We start from the raw sequence: 16,304 nt of genomic DNA on the forward strand, positions 1-16,304 counted from the left end.
GACCGAAACGGTTCCGAGGCAGTAATGGACTCCGTGTTGATCGTCTCCGAACATCAGAACCCCTCGAAGATCGAACGCCATTACGGTCCCTTGGCCGATGTCGCCGAGCGGACGACTATGGTCTGTCTCACCCCCTCGGAGTCGACCGATTCGATCAGGTATCGGACCGTCCCGACGTTCGGACACCGGCTTATCGGGATCTGTCTCATGTTCTTCGTTGCGTTCCTTGAGGGGGTCCGCAACGACTACGACGCCGTCGTTTCGATCTCGTTGTTCCCCTATGGCTGCTTCGCGCTGGCGTTGCGACCGTTCACGGGCGCGCCAGCCCACCTCGGAATCATTGGAGCCGATATCGACATACATGCGACGGCCTGGTACGGAGCGGTTCCTCGAGCCGCGATCAAGCGGTTCGACTCGGTGTCCGTTCCCGGGTCGGCCCATAGGAAGGCACTCCTCGAGTTCGGCGTCGACGAGGCACGGGTGTCCGTCCTCTCGAACGCGATCGATACGGACCGGTACGTTCCGCCGACCGACCCGGCCGAACCGACCTACGACTTCCTCTGGATCGGCCGGTTCAGCGAGGAAAAAGATCCGTTGCTGTTCGTCGAGGCGCTGGGGGAACTGTCGGCGAAGGGCGTCGAGTTCCGTGCGGCGATGGTCGGCTCGGGGGCCGAACGCGACGCGGTCGAACGGGCGATCGCGTCGCACGGTCTGGACGATGCGATCGATCGGCCCGGTTGGGTCGACGATCCACGCCGGTACTACTACGAGTCCGAAATCTTCGTGTTGACCTCTGCTCGAGATGCACTCCCGCTGACGCTAATTGAGGCGATGGCCACTGGGATCCCGAGCGTCGTTCCCGCGGTCGGTTCCGTGCCCGACATCGCCGATCACGGTGAGACCGCGCTCGTCGTTCCCGACCGGACCCCCTCGGCGTTTGCCGACTCCCTCCGTCGGCTCTCCGTCGATGACCGGCTGCGGGCTCGGCTCGGTGCGAACGCGACCGCCGTGCGAGCGGAGTTCTCGTACGCGAACGCTCGCGACGACTGGCGACGGATCCTCGGAACACTCGCCGGAGCGGACGGCCGGACGTTGCGATAGCCAACCGCCGACCCGGACCGGTCCCGTCGTGACTACGTTCCGATCCTGGTTCCGGTGGCGAAGGGCCGGGAGCGGGGTCGGAGGCGAGCCCTCGAGTTACCCTGCCTGGCACTCACCGATGATCGTGTCTCGAGAGTTTTCGTACTGGTCGCCCGACGCTGGTACGTTACATGTAGCCCAGATCCTTCAGCTGGGCCTCGACGCTCGAGTCGATCTCGCGGTCGCTCGGCGACTCGTCGGCTGTCGATCCGAACTCGCGGACGCGCTCGGACAGCCGCTCGGCGTACGCGTCACAGCGGTCCTGGTCGGGCCGTGACCGGCGGCTGTCGGCGGTCCGGTCGTAGAGGTACTCCTCGCCGGCGTCGTTTCGGACGTACTTGTGGCTCTCGTCGGCGGCGACCCGCCAGCGAGTGATCTCGTCGGGCTTCTTACGACCCGCGTGGGGTACGAAATCCTCGGCGACGGCGACGTCAGTCGTGTAGCTCCCAACCGGCGGGTCACCGTCGCGGACGACATCGAACAGCGAGGCGAGTTCGAACATGTCGTTGACGGTCTCGCCCTTGCGCTGGCCGGGGCGTTTGATCCACAGCGGGACGTTGAGGTTGATGTCGCGAACGTAGTGGGGTGGCCGTTCCTCCCGCGGGTAGTCCCCAAGGGTCTTTCCGTGGTCCGAACAGACGATCACGAGCGTGTCGTCTAACAGATCTGTCTCCTGCAACTGCCCGAGAAGCGCTTCGACTTTCTCATCCTGATAGCGCACGCTCGCGTCGTAGTACTCCATGACCCGCTCGCGGGTCCCCGGTGCGAGGTCGGACTTCCCCATCACGTACGTGAGCAGTTTCGTGTTGAGAACACGGGGCTCGAGGGCCGACGGCGACTCGAGGTCGAGCGCTTCGAAGGCCCGTTCGGGAGGGAAGTACGGGCTGTGGGCTTCCATGAGGTTCAGGAAAGTAAACGTCGGCTCCGGGGAATTGGCCCGGCGGGCGAGCCAGCGCTTTGCCCGATCGACGAGGCTGTCGGTGAAGAAGCGGCGTTTCAGCAGGAACAACGGTTGCCGGGCCGCTTTGCCCAGGGCCGGATGGAGCCTGGAATAAATCTCCTCGCGAGACGTGTGAACTCCGGGGTCGTCCGACGCTGAGATCTCGAGGTCCCACTCGACGAACTCGTCGAAGCCGCGATCGAGGCCCGAAAGCTGCCCGACCCACGGGTTGTTCGAGAAGCCGGCGGTCCGATATCCCTCGTCCGAGAGGTGTTCGGCGAGCGTCGTCCGCGACTCAGGGAGTCGACTCATCCCATCGGAGAAGCCGTTAGTGACGCCGTGTTCGGACGGGAACGCTCCCGTAAACATCGACGTGTGCGAGGGAAGCGTCCAGGGTGCCTGCGTGAACGCGTTTTGGTATCTCGTCGCGTACGTCGAGAGCGTCGAGAGCGCAGGGGTCGTCTCCCGTTCGTGGCCGTAGGCGGAGACGCGGTCCGTTCGAAGCGAGTCGAGTACCAGGAACAACACGTCCGGTCGGCTTGCCATACCCGTAGCTTCGGGAATATAGACTTTGTTACAGACCTACTAAATGCGGCCGCGACCGAACCAGACGCGTCGATCAGCCAGAGGCTTCGGCCGTCGAAGGATGATTCTACGCCCGTTATCGGGCCATCACTTGATGCTTGCGAACGTCTGGTAAGCCGACTTCGCGAGCGACATCTCCAGCCCTCCGGACTCGACGACGTAGTACTGTCGTAGGTCGGCGTTGAACTTGGCCTTGTACTCACAGAGGCGTTCGGTGTTCGCACCGACCAGGTCGTAACCGGTCACCGACTCGAGTTCCGGGTCAGTGAGGACGTCCTCGATGATGGCGTGGTGGAGCAAACTGTTGACGCTGATCCCGTCGTACGAGGCGGTGACCCCGCCTTGCCAGAAGTAGGCTAAGTCGGGGGAATAAAGCGCTAGAACGCCACTCTGGTACTCGCCGTCGGGAGTCCGGGCCACGTAGACCCGCCACCGCTCGCCGTCGAGTGCCGAGAGGAGATCCCGGAGAAACGACCGTGAAAGGGGGGCTGGGTCGTCGTGTTCGCGATACTGTTCGACGACGTCCTCGTAGACGCGGAGGGCCGCGTCGATTCCCTCTCGTTCGATCGTGAGATCGAGGTCGTCGCGCTTGCGCATCTCCCGCCGGAGGCTCTTGCTGAAGCTGCTCAGTACGTTCTCGAGGGATTTCGCCTCAAGGTCGAGGACGTACGTGAACCGCGGTGTCAGCGAGAAGTCTCGCCACTCGTACGGTCGCGGATCCCCGTATTCGACGGGACAACTCATCCGGAACAGCGTCGTTCGCGCGTCAATATCGAGGGTTTCGATTACTTCCTCAGCAAGGGTCCGGTTGATCCGTTCTCGCTTGCGACGTTTCGGGCTGTTCGGGTTGACGACCGGACCGAGTCGAGGCACACTGAACGAGACTGGCGGTGACAGGACCGTTCGGCCGATCGACCGACTCCCGACGAACACCGGAAGCAAGCCGACCGCCTGCTGGCCCTTGTAGGCCCCGTACAGTTGCAATTCCGCATCCGTGTGATCGTCGAGGACGGAGAGCGCGTCCGGGTCGTGAAACACTTCGTAGCCGTCCGCCGGCAGCGCTGCCCGCCACTCCTCGAGTCCGATTCTCGTGACGTCCATACCTGCCCGGTGTTCGGAGAACAGACCTTGTTATGCTCACAGTACCTGTTCGATGAGAGTCGTTGTCGCTGACGTTCTCGGCGTGGGTCGACCCTATCGATACGCTCGGCGGTGTAGCGACTGCGGAATCGGAACGAGTCGGCGACAATCAGTCAGCGGGTCACCGCCGGAGAAGCAGGTTGGTCACGAGCCGCGAGCAGGAACTCCGAGAGCGCGTAGGACATCCACCCCTGACACCAGCGCATCAGCGTCACCCGTTTCGTGTGATGGCGGTACTTTCGGTAGTAGAACCGGCCCTGTTCGGGCTGGAGGTTCGCGAGGACCCACCGGAGGATCCGCTCGGCGACGTCCAGTTCGCCCTCGCGGGTGAACACCAGGATCCCCTGCGTGCTGGCGTGGATGTCGCGGGGATAGGCGTTCTCCTCGTCGAAGTTGGGCGCGCCGTCTACGTCGAACAGCTCGGTCCGATAGAACTCGAGGGCGGTCTCCAGCGCGTCGGCGTACCGGTCCGCGTCGATGACGTCGCGATAGCGCTGGAGACACTCGATGATGAAGCCGTTGTGGTGGCTGTCCATCGAGAGGTGGGAGGCAGAGGCCGGCAGCCGGTAGGGCCATCCGCCGCGGTCGGTCTGGTTGGCGACGACGTGATCGAGGATCTTCGTTGCCCGCTCGCGGTACTCCTCGTCGCCGAAGTACTCGTAGAGGTCGACGAGCATGCCCGCGCCAAGCGCCGCAGAGTTGAGAGTGTAGGAGTCGTCCGGGTGGTTCATGTGGTAGTCGATCTTCGCGCCCTCGGGGACCTCCCGGTAGTTCAGGTCCTCGACGAGGAAATCGCGTGCGGTCCGGGCGATCTCCGCATACTGCTCGTCGAGCTGGGCGGCGCGCAACAGCGCCTTCACCGCGTAGGCGGTCGAGACGATGTCGGGATCGCTCGGCTCGCCTTTCGTGTGAAGATGTTGGAGTTCGTGGCGATGGCCCCCGCAGAACCCGCTGTACCCCTCACACCGTTCGGCGACGAGCCAGTCGGCGAGCCGTTCGGCCTCCGCGAGCGGGTCGAACCCCGGCTCGCTCGCCGGGTCCCACTCGGTTCCGAGGTCGTGATAATTCAGGTTCGCCATCGCGAACAGGCCGCCGCCCTTGAAATTGCGTCGGAGTTCGACGCGAAACAGCGGCCTGACGTCGACCGGCGTCCGTTTGACGGTCTCCTGGACGGCGAGATTGAGCCACTTGTTCTCGACCGGCAGCGCCTGCAGGAGCTGGCTGCTCATCCCGTCGCCGTAATCGGGTCCGACGTAGTCCCGCTCCCGGGCGTACGCGAGCGTCGAGTCGAGGACGGGCCCGTATCGCTCGAGCGCTCGAGCGGCCGTCCCCGACCTGTTTTCCCCCGTCGAATCGCCCTCCGGGTCGGCGGACCGGGAGGAGACGGTACTCGAGAGTCGCCGGACGCCGATCCGCGGAATGTACTCGGACTGCATCTGTCTCCGCCCTCCCGCCGGCAGGCCATTATTATACGGCGGCTACCCCTTCGATCGGCCGTGCCGGCGATCGATCGGTTCGGTGAACTCTCCCGGTGAAACTGGTATGAGCGAGATAACAATTGCAGTGACGGTCCCACGTACGGATATGGATCCGGGTGGTCCGTGACATGAGATACCTGTTCTTTACGAATACGCCAGCACACGTACACCTGTACAAACACGCCGTCGCGACGTTGCGTGAGCAGGGCCACAACGTCCTCGTCCTCGCGCGCGACTACACCTGTACACTCGACCTGCTCGAGTGGTACGACTTGCCCTACGAGGTCTACGGCTACTGTGATACGTCGAAGGGGTCGCTGCTGAGTCGGCTGCCGGCCCATTACCTCCGGGCGATCCGCCACGCCAGACGGTTCGATCCCGACCTCGTCTTCGGGATGGGGGGCTACGCGGCCCACACGGGGGCCCTGCTCCGGACGCCGACGGTGTTGCTCATCGACTCCGAGCCGGCGTCGTTCGACCACACTGTCTCGACGCCGTTCGCACGGGCGATCCTCACGCCGAACACCTTCCGCAAGGACCTCGGGGAAGATCACTACGTGTTCCCGGGGCTCAAGGAGTGTGCGTACCTCCATCCCGAGGTCTACGAACCGAACCCCTCGGTCCGCGACCGACTCGGCGTCGGCGAGACGGAGCCGTACGTCCTCCTCCGGCTCAACGCCTTCGGCTCCCAGCACGATGTCGGCAAGGACGGCATCTCGAGCGAGCAGTGTCGCCGCCTCGTCGAGCGACTGAGCGACGACGCGACGGTCCTGGTCTCCGACGAGGGGAAAGACATCGACCTTACGGGCCTGCCGGCACGGTCGTTCGACCTCCATCCCGCCCTGATGCACGACGCGCTCGCCGAGGCGACGCTGCTGGTCGCCGACACCCAGACGATGGTCACCGAGGCCGCCCTGCTCGGTACGCCGGCGGTCCGATCGAACTCCTTCGTCGGCGACGCCGACATGGGCAACTTCGTCGCGCTCGAGAACCGAGGGCTGATCCACAACGTCGCCCGTTTCGACGCCCTCCGCGATCGGGCAACGGCGGTCCTTCGCGACGAGGGCGTCGACGAGGCGTGGCAACGGCGTCGCCACGATTACCTGGCCGAGACGGTCAACCTCACGGACCTGCTCGTCGACGTCGCGACGGCCCGCGGTCGCGTCGACGACATCGATGCCGTCCGCCAGTTCGACCAGCCGGCGACCGACGATCCGAACGCACCCGTCGGCGTCGGCAGCGACTGACCCTCGATGTAACGGCGTCTAGATGCCCAGAATGGTCGGGACGAGAACGGTCGCAGCGACCGACAGGACGAGCCCGTTGATGAGCGCTGGAATCACGAACCGCTCACCCGAAACACGCTGAATCAACGGGAGCGTGACGTCCATCGTCGTTGCGCCACCTGGTGCGATACTCGTTACCCCACCGAGATACTTGGCGACGGCTGGCAGCACCAGGAAGGTAACGATCTCCCGAAAGAGATTCGCGAGAAACGCGATCGTCCCCAGTTCGACCCCGCCGAGATCGAAGACGACGACACCCGCGTAACTGTACCATCCGAACCCTGCTGCGACCGCTGCGGCGTGGGTGACTGGCATGCCGATAACCGCCCCGAGCAACACGCCACCGAGAATGCTCCCGACGGCCACGGCCACCGGAATCAGGAGGACGCCCCAGCCAATCCGGACGATATGACTCACGGCCTCGGTATCGCCGCCAACTGTAATACCGACGCCGAACAGCAGCGCCAGTAGCGCGTAATCGGAGATCGAGACGATACGTGTGATGACGTGTTCCGGAAGCCCGACGGCAGAGAGCCCGAGCCCGGCGGTAAGCGAGACGACGATGAGGCCCGTGACCTTCCAATCGAAGCCACCAGCGTCTAGTTCCGACGGTGTGTCCGGCCGAGTGACGGTCCCATCGGCCGAGGCGGATTCCGGATCGCCGATCGACGTGGCCGTGATGAGGAGGTAGACACAGGCGACACTTCCGATGATACTGCCCAGACACAGCACGAGGGCGGAGCCGCCGATCGTATTCAAATCCTGTAGAATCTGTTCGTCACCGCCGAGTTGTGTCCCGATCGAAACGAGCAAGACGGCGAGACCGCTGAAGATAATGGCATCACCGATCTCCTGAATCCGGTGCAAAGCGGTGTAGTATCCGACCAGACTACCGACTACCAGTGCGAGCAGGAGCGTTCCGATACTCATGGTGTTTCCCGAGCCAATACGGTATCCCGGGATTTCATCGATGGTCGTTGCATCGTTTGCTCGTGGTCACGAATCCAATTGCTTCTCGCTACTGGTTCGTTGTTCGACGTATTCTCGCGTTTCGCCCTGTAACACGTATTCCGTTCGTTGAAGCGCGTCGATCGACCCCGAACCGGTCACGAACATCGCCGTCCGTAACTCGGCGATCAGGTCCTCGATGCGTTCGATAACGGCGTCCGGGCCGTTCGTGGCCGGTTTCAGGAACGGTTTCGCCAACCCGCCGGCACGGGCACCTACCGCGATCGCTTTGGCCACGTCTAACCCCGTCCGCACACCGCCACTCGCGATCACGCAGTCGTGTTCGGCGACACACTCGAGCGTACTTGCAGCGGTCGGGATGCCCCAGTCACGGAACAGAGTCCCGATCCGTTGCTGGCGTGGTTCGTTCGCGGTAGCCGCACGGTAGGCTTCGATCCCGGACCACGTCGTGCCGCCTTTGCCGGCGACATCGATCGCGTGTACACCTGCTGCGGACAGCTTTCGGGCAGTCTCCCCGGAAATCCCGTTGCCGGTCTCTTTGACGATGATCGGAACCGAGAGATCCGCGGCGACGCGTTCGATCGCAGCCAGACAGTCCCGCCCGTCGACGTCGCCTTCGGGTTGGACGGCTTCTTGGAGGAAGTTCAGGTGGACCGCGAGCGCGTCCGCCTCGATCATCGCTACTGCGCGCTCGACGGTTTCGATGTCGTACTCGCGAAGCTGTGCGGCACCGAGATTCCCGTAGATGAACGCGTCGGGCGCGACGTCGCGGACGACGGTATACGACTCGAGGACGCCGTCGTCGTCGAGTTCGAGGCCAGCCCGCTGGCTTCCAAGCCCCATAGCGATGCCCGTCTCGCTGGCAGCACGGGCCAGTGCCCGATTGATGGCCGTGGTGTTGCGGTGCCCGCCAGTCATGCTCTCGATGAAGATCGGGGCCGACAACTCGTGTCCCAGAAATTCGATGGCGGGGTCAATCGCGTCGTAATCGAGTTCCGGCAGCGCGTCGTGGACGAGGTGTACGTCTTCGAAGCCCGTTCCCGTGGTTTCGACGTCTCGCTCCTGTACGATCCGGATATGATCGTCTTTTCGGTCTTCAGTCTCCGACGAGCCCTGCTCCGTCATTAGTCGAACTTGCAAAAGGGATGGCAAAAGGGTACTGTTATGCTGATTCACCCTGACCCGGCTAACTCTGGAATGACGTGTCCCTTCCCGCGGTGTACGCTGTATGCAGTACAACCTTCGGCTCGATTTCTGACGTGACGGACGGTGGCACGCAGGACTCCAGCGAGAGGATATAGCCGCTGAACGTCATGCTCCCCTGATCGCGCGACGACATCGCGAGCAGTGCGTACACCGTCTTGGAAACCGGTCTTTCGCGGCCGTGGATGCCGTCGCTATCGGTCGCGCAGTCTGGTCGTCGCCAGCCAGCCAAGGCCGATGACTGCCCCCGCGGCGAGGCCCGCCCCGAGTCCGAGCAGGCCGAGCGAATCCGACCCACTGCCGGGTGCCGGCGCGACCGCGACAGCCGAAGGTGCGGTTACGTCCGCCTCGAGCCGATACGCACCGTCGGATTCCGAGAGAACCTCGGTGTCGGCCTCGGTCCAGCCGTCGCCCGTCTGCTCGTAGAGGACGACTTCTTCGGGCTCGAGACCCAGCTCCTCGAGTCGGTCTTTCTGGACCGTGAAGGAGACGGTCCCCGACGCGTTGGCAGCGCCCGACTCGTTCGTGATGGTTAGATACGACAGCGCCTCGACGCCGTCGGGGCCGCTCCCGGAGAGTTCGGAGAACCGGCTCTCGAAGCCGATCGACGCCTCGCCGGAGAGTCCGGTCAGCTCGACGCCGTCGAACCGGACGCCGTCGTCGGTCCCGCGGGTCGGCTGCAGGAAGACGCGATCCTCGGGCGCGGCGTCGGTCACCCTCGCAGTGATTCCACCGTCGGTTCGCTCGTACGTGACCGACGGATCGTCGCAGGTGCCGGTCCGGATCGTCACCGGCTCCTCGAGGGAGGGCAGTTCCGTCCGCCGGTTGCCGTCGCCGGCCGCGCCGGAGAGGACGTCCCACTGTTCGATCTCGCCGTCGCCGTCGAAGTCGGGGTCATACAGTTCGCTGCGCCGGTCGGCGAACGCCGAGTCCTCGTTGAAGCCCGGCCGGATAGTCACGGCGAACTGGCCGTCGAGGCCGCCCCGGATCGCGCCGCCGTCGGTGCGTCCGTCCCGGAAGATCCAGGAGGCGGACGTCCAGCCGTCGCCGCGGTCGAACTCGTCCATTCTCGTGTCGCCCGTGTAGTTGTCGTCCCGGACGACCCACTCGCTCTCGGCGGGCAGGCCGGCGATCTCGTAGGTGACCAGCCCGCCAGGGGTCTCGGTGTCGAGGCGGCCGTGGACGGTCACGAGACTCAGCCCCTCCGGCCCCTCGTGGAGGAACAGGGCGGACGTGTTGTCCCGCTGGAGGTGGGTCGTCCCGTAGGAGCTGTAGAAGCGGTCAGTTCCTTCCGGATGGGTCTCGTGGCTGCGATACTCGTAGAACGATTCGACCGATTCGCCAGAGGACAGCGGCTCGATCGGCTGACAGAACGAGCCCTGTTCGACGACGTAGCCGTCGGCCTGCTGCGTGTCCGCCTGTGCGATCGGCGAGCCGGACTGGCCGGCGACGCCGCCGACGCTGCCGACGAGCAGTAGCACGGTGACGACGACCGCCGCAGCGCCTGTCGGGAGTCGAGAACTCATGATTTTACCTGTGTGAATTGAAATTCGGCGGGGTCGGTTTCGGCGCGATGCGATCCGTCGGAGTCGCCCTCGAGCGCCGCCTGTAGCGCCCGCGGTGGGCCGATCCAGGCCTCCAACTCCCGCGCTCGCTCGATCAGCCAGCGATACAGCGTCCGGTAGCCGGGAAACTCCCGGTCGCTGAAATAGCGTGGATGCCAGAGAACGGTCATGACAGCCCCGTTTTCCGCCGCCTCCGTCAACAGCCGCTCGCAGGTTTGACGCGCCGCGCTGGGTCGACTGCCGGGATCCGGAAGCGCCTGCTCCATGATCGTCAACGGAAAGACGAGGAAGTCGTCGCCGAACGGCCGGATCGGGTCGTAACCCGCGTGAAACCCACACTCGGTACTCGAGCCGAGGCTCGCGTCGTACTCGAGGCCGATCGCCCGGTGGTAGCGCCACGTCTCGGGGACCGACAGCCGCAGGTAGTGCTGGCGACCGCCGGCGATGGGACCATCGAGAACGTCCTCGAGGGTCGCTTTCTCCTCGCGCAGCCGCTTGGGTTCGTCCGCGGAGTGATAGGAGCCATGGAGGCCGACCTCCCAGCCGCCCGAATCGAGATCACGGATGACGCCGGCGATCCCGTCGCCGGTCACGTCGTAGCGGCCGAGGTGTTGGACCCAGTTGGCCGGCGCGAACCACTCCCGGACCGGCCGGTCGGCAAGCAGGTGCTGTTCGTTCAGGAAGTAAAACGCCGAGCGTACCCCTAACTCGTCCTCGAGGGCCATGATCTCCTCGAACTGCCAGTAGGGGTTGTCCCCGGCGACGGCGGTCCGGAGGTGATGTGTCGGTCGCTCCTGGAGGGCATAATACAGCGACCGGATCCCCTTGAACGGTCGGTCGACATCGTGGGTCAGACAGAGGGCGAACGAGGCGTCGCCGGGGGGATCGACCCGCGCCCGCGGGAGGTCGGCGACCCGGTCGACCGTCGCGTCCGACGGGCGGTCGTCGGTCGCTACCTCCGTCTCGGCCCGCCCTCGAGTGGGTGTCTCAGCCATCGTCGACGTGTCGCTCGAGCGTCGTGACGATTCGCGCCGCTGCGTTGCCGTTCCCGTAGAGGTCGGGCTTGGCGGGCGGGTTCTCGGCGGCCCGGACGGCGTCGACGATCCGGTCGGCGTTCGCCCCGACGAGGTCGTTCCAGCCGGCGTCGACCGTCGCCGTCCACTCCGTCCGGTCCCGGAGGGTGACACACGGCGTGTCCAGATAGAACGCCTCCTTCTGGACGCCGCCCGAGTCGGTCGCGACGCAGGTCGCGCCCTCGACCAGCCCGATGAACCGGGCGTAGCCGACGGGATCGACGACGCGGACGTCCGCGGTCAGTCGCTCCCAGAGGCCGAAGTCGTGGAGCGCGTCGACCGTTCGGGGATGAGCCGGGAAGACGACCGGCCGCTCGAGTCGCCCCAGCCCGTCGACGATCGATTCGAGCCGGTCGGGGTCGTCGGTGTTTTTCGCCCGGTGGACCGTCGCGAGGACGTACTCGTCGGGAACCGACGGCTCGTCGCCGCCAAGCGTCTCGAGGCGATCGCGGATCGCCAGCAGCGTGTCGTACATCACGTCCCCCGGAACCGAGACGCCCTCGGTGATCCCCTCCCGCTCGAGGGTCCGCTTTGCGTCCGGGCCGGGCGCGAACAGGAGGTCGGCGGCGTGGTCGGTCAGTCGTCGGTTGACCTCCTCGGGCATCGATCGGTCATGTGAGCGCAGTCCAGCCTCGACGTGTGCGAGCGTCGCCGACGACTTGGCCGCCACGAGCGCGCCCGCCAGCGTCGAGTTCGTGTCCCCGTAGACGAGGACGACGTCGGGCGATTCGTCCTCGACGACTTGCTCGAGTGCCGTCATCATCTCCGCGGTCTGCGTCGCGTGGGGGGCCGACCCGACGCCGAGGTGGTACGCCGGTTCGGGAAGGGCGAGTTCGTCGAAAAACACCGCGGAGAGTTCGGGATCGTAGTGCTGGCCGGTGTGGACGAGGCGTTCGTCGTGGGCGTCCCGAAGCCGTCGCGAGACGGCCGCAGCCTTGACGAACTGCGGTCTGGCACCGACGACCGACACCACCTTCATTCGCCGTTCACCTCCGCGGTCCGCTCGCGGCCGGCGGACGGGCGATCGTCGGCTCGCGGGCGCGTCTCGAGTCCGTCAGCGGGCCGTCGGCGGGTCCCGACGGGGAGCGGGCCGCTCCGAGTCTGACCTCTATTCATTGTCTGTTTGACCGATTACGTCTCAGCACAGACACGGTGTTAGTAAATAGTCGCATACCGGAGAGTCCCGGTCGATGATGGGACGCGGCCGACGGAACCGAAACCCGCCGGCCAGGAGCCGAAACCCCGATCTCGTCACGGCTGCCGGAATACGGGCTCGAGGGAGGCGGACACGCGCCGACCGAACCGACGTTCCGACCCGCTCGAGGCGTCTCGTGGGACAGTCGTCTCGGTATCGGCCGGCTCCGATCCGTCGGCCCGACGAGCGATCGATGCGAATCGATCGGATCCGATGAACGTTATCGCGCCGACCACCGCCGTTGCGATCGCGATCAGTAGCTTCTGCCGTCTCATCGTCTCACTCGAGACACACGCGTTCGACCCGCCGACTGCGCTGACGACGGCCGACTACGGGTGCGTGCCTACCAACGGTCACCGATGCCGACACTATTAATTATATATGTGTTTCCCCACGGATGAGGCTCCCTACTGCCCCGTAGCGCTCACGTACCGACGATAGGATCCTGCTACCGCTCGCGTCTCGATGCTGGAGTCCCGACGACGACGTGTGTCCGTCTCATCCGGTCATCGGCCTCGAAGTGACTGCGTGCAAACACTGCCCATACTCTTTTCGGGTTCTAACACTAATCCGTATAGAACAGTCGTATGGAGATGGGTGATTTCTCGTCCGTATTGCTCGAGCATGCCCGGGAAAAGCTCGTGGTCGTCGACGCGGCTGGCACGTACGTCTACGTCAACGAAGCCAGTACCGAGATCGTCGGCTACGAGCCGAGTCAACTCGTCGGTGAGCGTGCCATCGAGTACGTTCATCCCGACGACAGAACAACCGTTCTCGAGCAGTTCGAGGCCGTGATCGAAGCGACGGGGTCGTCGGCGACGGTTCGCTACCGACACGCGGCCGCGGACGGCGGGTGGGTGTGGCTCGAGAGTCGGTTCACGAACCCCCGGACGACGCGCTCGAGGGCTGTGTCGTGAGTTCGCGCGACATCTCCGAGCAGGTGGCTGCGGAGCAGGAACGCCGCGACGCGGAGAGCCGCTTGCGGACGATCGCCGGGACGGTCGGCGACGTTCTCTGGATGTTCGACGGGGACTGGGAAGAGGTCCTGTTCGTCAACCCCGCGTACGAGGCCGTCTTCGGTCAGCCGATCTCGACCCTCGAGGCCGACCCACAGGCGTTTCTCGACGTCGTCCACCCCGACGACGCTCCCTGTGTCAAGGAGGCTATGAAACGGGCAGCGAGCGGCGAATCGGTCGATATCGAGTACCGGGTCAACCCCGCGGCCGACTACGGCCGCTGGGTCTGGGTCCGCTCGGAGCCGATCCTCGAGGACGGCGATGTCGAGCGGATCGTCGGCTTCTCCCGGGATATCACCGACCGACGACGGCGCGAACGTCAACTCGCGGTCATGGACAACCTCCTGCGACACAACCTCCGCAACGACATGTCCGTCATCCTCGGCAACGCCGAGTGCATCGCCAGCGAGGCATCGGAACCTTCCCGCGGGCGCGCGGAGATCATCCGAACGCAGGGACAGGAACTCTTAGAGAGCGCGGACAAACAGCGCGAGATCATCGAGTTGCTGACCGAGCGGTCGGTCCCGGAACCCATCGACCTCGTCCCGGTCGTCACCGACGCGGTCGACCGGATCCACGACTCGTACCCCGACGCGACGATCGAGACGAACCTGCCGGACGCGGCGACCGCCCGCGCTCTACACGAGGTCGAACTGGCAGTGATGGAACTGCTCGAGAACGCCGTTCGCCACGGCTCCGACGGAACGACGGAGCTGTCGGTGACCGTCCGTACCCGGTCGGACGGGGTCGATATCGTGATCCGTGACGACTGCCCGCCGATTCCGGAGGTGGAGTTTCGCGTCCTGACCGGCGACTGGAAGATGGACGACGTCTATCACACCTCGGGGCTGGGGCTGTGGCTCGTTCACTGGGTCGTCGACCTCTCGGACGGCCACATCGCCTTCGAACGCGCCGAGGGGGGAAACACGGTCACCGTGTCGCTGCCGCGGGACTCATAACGGCCGACCGTCTCCTCGAGTCGTGCCTGCGGTTCGCGACCGGAATTACTCCATGTAACCCAATCCCTTCAGCCGGTCTTCGACGTCGTCGAAGTCCTCGTCGACGTCGTCGCCAGTATCGATCTCGGTGACCGCCGTCCGTTCGACCCGGCTCGTCGCCGGCGTACTCGTCTCCGCGAAGGCGTCGAACAGGACTCGCCCGTCCGCGTTCTTCGGGACCGGCTCACCGATCCCGTGTAGCAGGGTCGGCGCGACGTCGACGACTCGAGCCCCGCGCAGGGTTGCGCCGGGGTCGATCGACGGCCCCCGACAGAGGACGATCCCCTCGCTGCGGTGACTCGCGTCGTAGGTCCCGGTGTCGCCCCGCACCTCGTCGGCCATCCCGCTGCGGGACTCGTAGACGCCGCGTCCACCGACCACCAGATCCGGCGAGTCGTCGTCGGTCGGGAACAGTTCGTCCCCGTCACGGACCTCGAGCAGCGGCTCCCCCGTCTCGTCGGTTACCGACTCGAGGGCGGCCCTGACGTCGGCTTTCACCTCGGGGACCTCCGCCGGCGAGACGACGCCGCCGTCGAAGCGATCGGTGTCGTTGATATAGCAGTTGCCGGTGTCGTGGACGAACGCGACGGTCCGATCGAAGTCGACGTCGTAGAGGGCGTGATCGCCGGGGATCTGCTCGGCGACGGAGTCGACCAGCCGCCGGGGCAGCGACTGGACCAGCGTCTCCTCGGTGATCCCGACGCGGCTGAGCGCCCCCGTGATGGTGTCTCGTGAGATACCGAGACTGGCGAGCGCACCGCGGGTCCCGTCGTCCTCGCGCCTGGCCAGATACCCCTCCTGCTCGAGGATCCGGTTGGCGTAGACGAGTTCCTCGATCGGGCCGAAGCCGTGGTCGGAGACGACGTAGAGATCGGCGTCGTGATCGTCGGTGTAGGCCATCATTTCCCCGAGAATTTCGTCTAACTGCTTGTAGTGTGCCAGCAGCCGATCCATCTCCCAGACGAGATGCTGGAAGCGGTCCGGTGCGGTAAAGACGAAGAAAAACAGCTGCCAGTCGTCGCCGGCCCGTTCGAGTTGTAACTCGAGGAGTTCGCGCCGGTTCGAGAGCATCTCATCGACGGCGACCTCGAACTCGTCGGGGCGGTTGGCGTACTCGGGGTAATCGAGGCTGATCTCGTAATCGGGGATCCGCGACTCGATCTCCGCGCTCAGTTCGGGCGGGTGTGTAAACTCCCGGTCCGTCGCGGGCGTCATCATCCCGGTCACCATCGAGCCGTCGATCTCGCGGGCCGGATACGTCATCGGGACGTTGCCGACGTGGGCCGGGCCGAGCTGGTCCCACAGGGCCGGCTGTGCCAGGTCCCGGCTCGTGTACATTTCGTGGCTGTACTCCGACGAGAGGTTCTGAAAACCATAGATCCCGTGTTTGTCCGGCCAGACGCCGGTCGCGATCGACGGCCACGCAAGCGGCGTCGTCGGCGGCTGGGTACTCTCGAGTGGGCCGGCGGCGCCCTCCTCGCGCATCCGGGCGAAGTTCGGGAGTTCGCCCTCGTCGCTCCATCGCTCGATGAGTCGCCACGGGACGCCGTCGAGTCCGAGTACGAACGCTCGCTCGGAAGGGGGTATAGATCCGCTCATGATTGGGTTTTGAAGTGTCTGCGACGCCTGCTATCCCGGGAATCGCTCGATGAGCGTTTTGTTATAGAGCGTGTTCAGGCAGTGTCGCGTCGACCCGGTCCCTGTTCGGTTCGGTTA

11 protein-coding genes and 1 pseudogene are annotated in these 16,304 nt (G+C 65.1%); 3 read left to right on the forward strand and 9 right to left on the reverse strand.

Annotation, left to right across the window (positions count from 1 at the left end):
• Positions 1-24 precede the first annotated feature (24 nt).
• A complete protein-coding gene (locus NATPE_RS06230) occupies positions 25-1,101 on the forward strand; it encodes a glycosyltransferase (protein ID WP_006179605.1) in 1,077 nt (358 codons plus the stop codon).
• A gap of 166 nt (positions 1,102-1,267) precedes the next feature.
• Here NATPE_RS06230 and NATPE_RS06235 read toward each other — a convergent pair whose 3' ends face one another.
• The 3 genes from NATPE_RS06235 to NATPE_RS06245 all read right to left on the reverse strand — a co-directional run bounded on the left by NATPE_RS06235 (position 1,268) and on the right by NATPE_RS06245 (position 5,241).
• On the reverse strand, positions 1,268-2,626 hold the full coding sequence (locus NATPE_RS06235; RefSeq protein ID WP_006179604.1) for a sulfatase: 1,359 nt from the start codon (positions 2,624-2,626) through the stop codon (positions 1,268-1,270).
• 126 nt (positions 2,627-2,752) lie between these two features.
• Complete coding sequence (locus NATPE_RS06240) at positions 2,753-3,766, reverse strand: GNAT family N-acetyltransferase (protein ID WP_006179603.1); 1,014 nt, start codon at positions 3,764-3,766, stop codon at positions 2,753-2,755.
• Positions 3,767-3,918: 152 nt separating this feature from the next.
• Complete coding sequence (locus NATPE_RS06245) at positions 3,919-5,241, reverse strand: prenyltransferase/squalene oxidase repeat-containing protein (RefSeq protein ID WP_006179602.1); 1,323 nt, start codon at positions 5,239-5,241, stop codon at positions 3,919-3,921.
• A gap of 170 nt (positions 5,242-5,411) precedes the next feature.
• Between NATPE_RS06245 and NATPE_RS06250 the strand changes: the two genes are divergently transcribed.
• Positions 5,412-6,530 (forward strand): DUF354 domain-containing protein, encoded by a 1,119-nt coding sequence (locus tag NATPE_RS06250; protein WP_006179601.1) that lies wholly within the window; start codon positions 5,412-5,414, stop codon positions 6,528-6,530.
• Between the two features lie 18 nt (positions 6,531-6,548).
• On the opposite strand, the gene NATPE_RS06255 is transcribed toward NATPE_RS06250, so the two are convergent.
• The 5 genes from NATPE_RS06255 to wecB form a co-directional block, all read right to left on the reverse strand.
• Positions 6,549-7,499: a lysine exporter LysO family protein gene (locus tag NATPE_RS06255; RefSeq protein WP_006179600.1), complete on the reverse strand. Its 951-nt coding sequence runs from the start codon at positions 7,497-7,499 to the stop codon at positions 6,549-6,551.
• Positions 7,500-7,565: 66 nt separating this feature from the next.
• Complete coding sequence (gene fni, locus NATPE_RS06260; protein WP_006179599.1) at positions 7,566-8,663, reverse strand: type 2 isopentenyl-diphosphate Delta-isomerase; 1,098 nt, start codon at positions 8,661-8,663, stop codon at positions 7,566-7,568.
• Positions 8,664-8,935: 272 nt separating this feature from the next.
• On the reverse strand, positions 8,936-10,267 hold the full coding sequence (locus NATPE_RS06265; RefSeq protein ID WP_015298837.1) for a PGF-pre-PGF domain-containing protein: 1,332 nt from the start codon (positions 10,265-10,267) through the stop codon (positions 8,936-8,938).
• On the reverse strand, positions 10,264-11,301 hold the full coding sequence (locus NATPE_RS06270) for a polysaccharide deacetylase family protein (RefSeq protein ID WP_006179597.1): 1,038 nt from the start codon (positions 11,299-11,301) through the stop codon (positions 10,264-10,266). Before NATPE_RS06270 ends, NATPE_RS06265 begins: the two co-directional genes overlap by 4 nt.
• Positions 11,294-12,358 carry a non-hydrolyzing UDP-N-acetylglucosamine 2-epimerase gene (gene wecB / locus NATPE_RS06275; protein WP_006179596.1) on the reverse strand — a complete coding sequence of 355 codons (1,065 nt, stop codon included), beginning with the start codon at positions 12,356-12,358 and terminating at the stop codon, positions 11,294-11,296. Before wecB ends, NATPE_RS06270 begins: the two co-directional genes overlap by 8 nt.
• An 803-nt stretch (positions 12,359-13,161) precedes the next feature.
• Between wecB and NATPE_RS06285 the strand changes: the two are divergent.
• Positions 13,162-14,549: pseudogene (locus tag NATPE_RS06285) on the forward strand (PAS domain-containing sensor histidine kinase).
• 45 nt (positions 14,550-14,594) lie between these two features.
• On the opposite strand, the gene NATPE_RS06290 reads toward NATPE_RS06285, so the two are convergent.
• Positions 14,595-16,187 carry an alkaline phosphatase family protein gene (locus NATPE_RS06290; protein WP_006179592.1) on the reverse strand — a complete coding sequence of 531 codons (1,593 nt, stop codon included), beginning with the start codon at positions 16,185-16,187 and terminating at the stop codon, positions 14,595-14,597.
• Between the last annotated feature and the right edge of the window lie 117 nt (positions 16,188-16,304).

It is taken from the genome of Natrinema pellirubrum DSM 15624 (genome assembly GCF_000230735.2).
Taxonomy (GTDB): Archaea; Halobacteriota; Halobacteria; order Halobacteriales; family Natrialbaceae; genus Natrinema; species Natrinema pellirubrum.

What these genes read in the sequence shown, in the direction of transcription:
- NATPE_RS06230 (WP_006179605.1), top strand. Translation starts at nt 25, where the DNA reads ATGGACTCCGTGTTGATCGTCTCCGAACATCAGAACCCCTCGAAGATC.
- NATPE_RS06235 (WP_006179604.1), bottom strand. Translation starts at nt 2,626, where the DNA reads ATGGCAAGCCGACCGGACGTGTTGTTCCTGGTACTCGACTCGCTTCGA.
- NATPE_RS06240 (WP_006179603.1), bottom strand. Translation starts at nt 3,766, where the DNA reads ATGGACGTCACGAGAATCGGACTCGAGGAGTGGCGGGCAGCGCTGCCG.
- NATPE_RS06245 (WP_006179602.1), bottom strand. Translation starts at nt 5,241, where the DNA reads ATGCAGTCCGAGTACATTCCGCGGATCGGCGTCCGGCGACTCTCGAGT.
- NATPE_RS06250 (WP_006179601.1), top strand. Translation starts at nt 5,412, where the DNA reads ATGAGATACCTGTTCTTTACGAATACGCCAGCACACGTACACCTGTAC.
- NATPE_RS06255 (WP_006179600.1), bottom strand. Translation starts at nt 7,499, where the DNA reads ATGAGTATCGGAACGCTCCTGCTCGCACTGGTAGTCGGTAGTCTGGTC.
- fni (WP_006179599.1), bottom strand. Translation starts at nt 8,663, where the DNA reads ATGACGGAGCAGGGCTCGTCGGAGACTGAAGACCGAAAAGACGATCAT.
- NATPE_RS06265 (WP_015298837.1), bottom strand. Translation starts at nt 10,267, where the DNA reads ATGAGTTCTCGACTCCCGACAGGCGCTGCGGCGGTCGTCGTCACCGTG.
- NATPE_RS06270 (WP_006179597.1), bottom strand. Translation starts at nt 11,301, where the DNA reads ATGGCTGAGACACCCACTCGAGGGCGGGCCGAGACGGAGGTAGCGACC.
- wecB (WP_006179596.1), bottom strand. Translation starts at nt 12,358, where the DNA reads ATGAAGGTGGTGTCGGTCGTCGGTGCCAGACCGCAGTTCGTCAAGGCT.
- NATPE_RS06290 (WP_006179592.1), bottom strand. Translation starts at nt 16,187, where the DNA reads ATGAGCGGATCTATACCCCCTTCCGAGCGAGCGTTCGTACTCGGACTC.